Origin of the sequence: Fusibacter sp. 3D3 (assembly GCF_001748365.1) — a bacterium.
In the GTDB taxonomy this organism is placed as follows: Bacteria; Bacillota; Clostridia; order Peptostreptococcales; family Acidaminobacteraceae; genus Fusibacter_A.
In genome coordinates, this window is sequence record NZ_BDHH01000046.1 from 1 (window position 1) to 3,479 (window position 3,479).

The window sequence follows — 3,479 nt, forward strand, 5'->3', positions numbered from 1 at the left end:
ATTACCCAGTAACCATTCAAACTTATAACTGGGCGAAAGAACCGGTTGAAATTACTTTTGACAAAGCGCCTGAGCGCATTGTTGCAATCTACCAGAGTTCAATAGAGACGCTTCTAGCGCTTGGACTTGAAGATCGAATCATTGCAGCTGCCTACTTAGATGATCCAGTGAAACCTGAATATGAAGCCGCGTTTGCAAAAATAAAATATTATGACAGTCGCCCTACAAAAGAAGAAATAATCGGTATGAATCCTGATTTTATCACCAGTTGGTATTCACTTTTGCAGAAAAGAACTACGGTGATGTGGCGTTTTGGCATGAACGTGGGATCAACACCTACATGCAACAAAATAGTGGTGCAGTAGTGCCGAATTCACTCGAAAATGAATATGAAGATATCTTAAATAGGGGGATAATCTTCAACGTTCAAGACAAGGCAAACCAAATCGTTGAAGATATGAAAACAGAGATTATAATAGGGCATTAATATCATTTTTGTTCCAATTAGGACGTATTTTGTTCCAAATAGGCCAAAATGTTGAAATGCATTTAGAAATAGTACATAATAAAATAGAGGAAACCTTAAACGAAAAATGTCAGTGTTGCGATATGCGAAATTTTATTCTAATGAAATATTAATTGATTGTAATTACTATAAAATTGAAATGTCTCAGGGCTGCTAAGGATCTACGAGGAAAAATTGGGGACATGTGTATCTTGGTTAAAAATTGACAAAAAATTTATATCTCAAAATCAGGTTATTTACATCGCGCAATATTAGTATTTATAGCATAGATATAGTTTGTTATAAATAATTTATATTGAATTCCTATAAAATACATTTGGAGGTGCTCGTATGAACTCTTCATAATTAAGTCACATACCATCTTAAATTTTCGTATAAAAATCATACTTAGAAGAAGGAGATATTTTAGATTATGAAAAAAATAATTTCAATAGTTTTAATTTTTACAGTAATTTGCTCTTTTAATGTTACTAGTGCTGTGCCAAAGAACAATTTGACTGTGAATGAGAAGATATTCATAACAACAAATAATAATGGACAAACTATCTTGGGAAATAAGAAAAATGGTACTGAAGCTGTTTTGATACTTGATACAGGGATATACATGGGTGGTAATGGAAACTATTATTCACTTACTGGAACTGAATTTTTACAACAAGTTCAATTACTTGAATTTAATCTTACAAATACAAGCTATATTAAGTATTCGTTGCCTAGATATTCAATCCCAAAAGAAATACTCAGTGATATTGAAACTGCCAGTTTTGAAGCAATAGCAAACAATGAAATTGATAGTATGATGACACTTGTAATACCTTATAAACCTTTGTTAAGAGGAAGCTATTATCAAGATTACACATATAATGGGACGCCAATGCGCGATTACTATATATATGGATTTGATAAAGATACTGGAAACAAAACTATAGCATCTGGGATAGAAGCTAAATCTTTTGCAAATGCAGCTACAACATTTGCAGTTACTGGTTTGGGTCTAACGACAGTTCCACTGTCATATCTTGCTGGTGGAATCAGCTTGATTTTAGCATTTTACGATTATGTAGAAGATACAAATTTCTCCGGAAGTTCTCAAGACTTTGTTCAAATTAGGGTTATATATGATGTGAGCACTAAATATACTTATGCTGACATTGGAAATGGATGGCAAATTGGGCTTGTCTCAGAAAATGTATACTTAACATCAATTGATACCCTGCAATATTATGCAGGATCAACATATAATAATACAATTACCAAAACTAAGTTAATTAATAAAACAATCACTTCACCAAATTATTTTAATCCTGCACCAATAGCTGTAAACTTTATTACTAATCCAAGAAATGAGGAATTAACTACTCGTTTTGGCGGCTATACACTTCACTATTAATTATTAGATAAGGAATATTTTTATGAAAAAAATGATTATTATTCTAACGGTACTTTTGCTTGGCGGAATCTATTCAATTTCTGAAATTCAGAAAAATAATTTTATTCCTTCTGATGCTTCTGTTCGAGATTTGAAAGTGAATGGTGCAAAAATTACAAAATCTGAGGATATTCAAGGTTTTGAAAATGCATTTTTACTATTTAAGATTGAGAAGAAGAAAAGGCACCTTGAATGGAATTATCCTCAGAATGTCAGTTATGAAGCAGACTTCATGGTTAACCATGAAATATTTCATTTGCTTTTTTCCGATAATTGTATCATTTATCAATCATCTGAGGTCTATTACATTGTTGAAGCTAGTAGTGCTGAGCAAATGAGAAATGTTCTTTCTCAAATAGACGAATGAATATAAATATCAGAGTGAGACATTCTGTAAATGGAAAGATTCATAAATGCAGAGGGTGATACATTGGAGAGTAGAATCAATACACCAGTGTGCGGACTCTCCCTATGTTATGCGCATCTACGCCGAATATTACTATGCAAATAAACAGTACGATCAAATTAAATTTCATTTCGTAAATGAGGTTTTATGCGAGACCAATTTTTGACACTATAACCATTATTATGGTTCAAAATCAGATGAGGCAATATAAAAATCTATACGAATAAGCCATATGAATAAATCCTATAAAATAAGTCATTTAAAAATAAACTTAGGCCTAAATACCCAAAGTTTATTTTTGTGTTGCCAAACACAATATTATAGTGATAATATGTTGTTAAAGAACTACATAAAGTATTTTGGTCATGAAAATGTGAAAAAGGGAATCAGGTAAAAGCCTGAGCAGCACCCACTACTGTAAGCCAGACGAGCATATAAAGCCACTGAGAAATCGGGAAGGTATATGTGAGGATGAAAGCGAGCCAGGAGACCTACCAAAATGCAAACCAATTTCTCGGGGATGGGGATTTTTATTGGAATTTAGCGAAATTGTTCTGTCATCAGAATGAAGTAGAGCTCAGTTTAATAAATATCATTGAACACCCGAGAGGGTGTTTTTTTATGTCTTGAATCACACACGATTATAAAAGGGGAGGTTTTATGATTGCCATAGGGATCTGTGAAAAAGTAAATGGTATTTGTACCACGACGGGTTGTTTTAAAGCGTTTCCCAGATACAAGAGGAGAAAAAGATGAAATTAGCATTTAAAAAAATGGAGTTGATGGTTTTAACACTGAGCTTGATGTTAGTGTTGTTAACTGGTTGTGGTAACGAAGTAAAAAAAGACTCACAGGAAGTGGCACCAAACAACGCAACAGAAACGGCTCAAGAGACAAATACAGAGAGCACCGATCTTGTGCAGAAGACAGAAGCCTATTACCCAGTAACCATTCAAACTTATAACTGGGCGAAAGAACCGGTTGAAATTACTTTTGACAAAGCGCCTGAGCGCATTGTTGCAATCTACCAGAGTTCAATAGAGACGCTTCTAGCGCTTGGACTTGAAGATCGAATCATTGCAGCTGCCTACTTAGATGATCCAGTGAAACCTGAATAT

The 3,479-nt window shown here is 33.6% G+C and carries 4 protein-coding genes, 2 pseudogenes and 1 riboswitch; all 6 genes and pseudogenes read left to right on the forward strand.

Features of this window, described 5'->3' with window-relative positions; all coding sequences use genetic code 11:
- Positions 1–365: pseudogene (locus F3D3_RS24405) on the forward strand (hypothetical protein); the annotation flags it as partial.
- Entirely contained in the window at positions 341–487 is a 147-nt protein-coding gene (locus tag F3D3_RS24410; RefSeq protein ID WP_175438481.1) for a hypothetical protein, read from the forward strand. The pseudogene F3D3_RS24405 and the gene F3D3_RS24410, both read left to right, overlap by 25 nt.
- Before the next feature lie 451 nt (positions 488–938).
- The gene (locus tag F3D3_RS23025) at positions 939–1,916 is read left to right on the forward strand and encodes a DUF5022 domain-containing protein (protein ID WP_069876863.1); all 978 of its coding nucleotides are present in this window, start codon (positions 939–941) and stop codon (positions 1,914–1,916) included.
- 22 nt (positions 1,917–1,938) lie between these two features.
- Positions 1,939–2,322 carry a hypothetical protein gene (locus F3D3_RS23030; protein WP_069876870.1) on the forward strand — a complete coding sequence of 128 codons (384 nt, stop codon included), beginning with the start codon at positions 1,939–1,941 and terminating at the stop codon, positions 2,320–2,322.
- Between the two features lie 46 nt (positions 2,323–2,368).
- Positions 2,369–2,527 (forward strand): DUF4846 domain-containing protein, encoded by a 159-nt coding sequence (locus tag F3D3_RS25070; RefSeq protein WP_139132205.1) that lies wholly within the window; start codon positions 2,369–2,371, stop codon positions 2,525–2,527.
- 177 nt (positions 2,528–2,704) lie between these two features.
- Positions 2,705–2,875, forward strand: a riboswitch (cobalamin riboswitch).
- Positions 2,876–3,113: 238 nt separating this feature from the next.
- Positions 3,114–3,479, forward strand: a pseudogene (locus F3D3_RS23035) (iron ABC transporter substrate-binding protein); the annotation flags it as partial.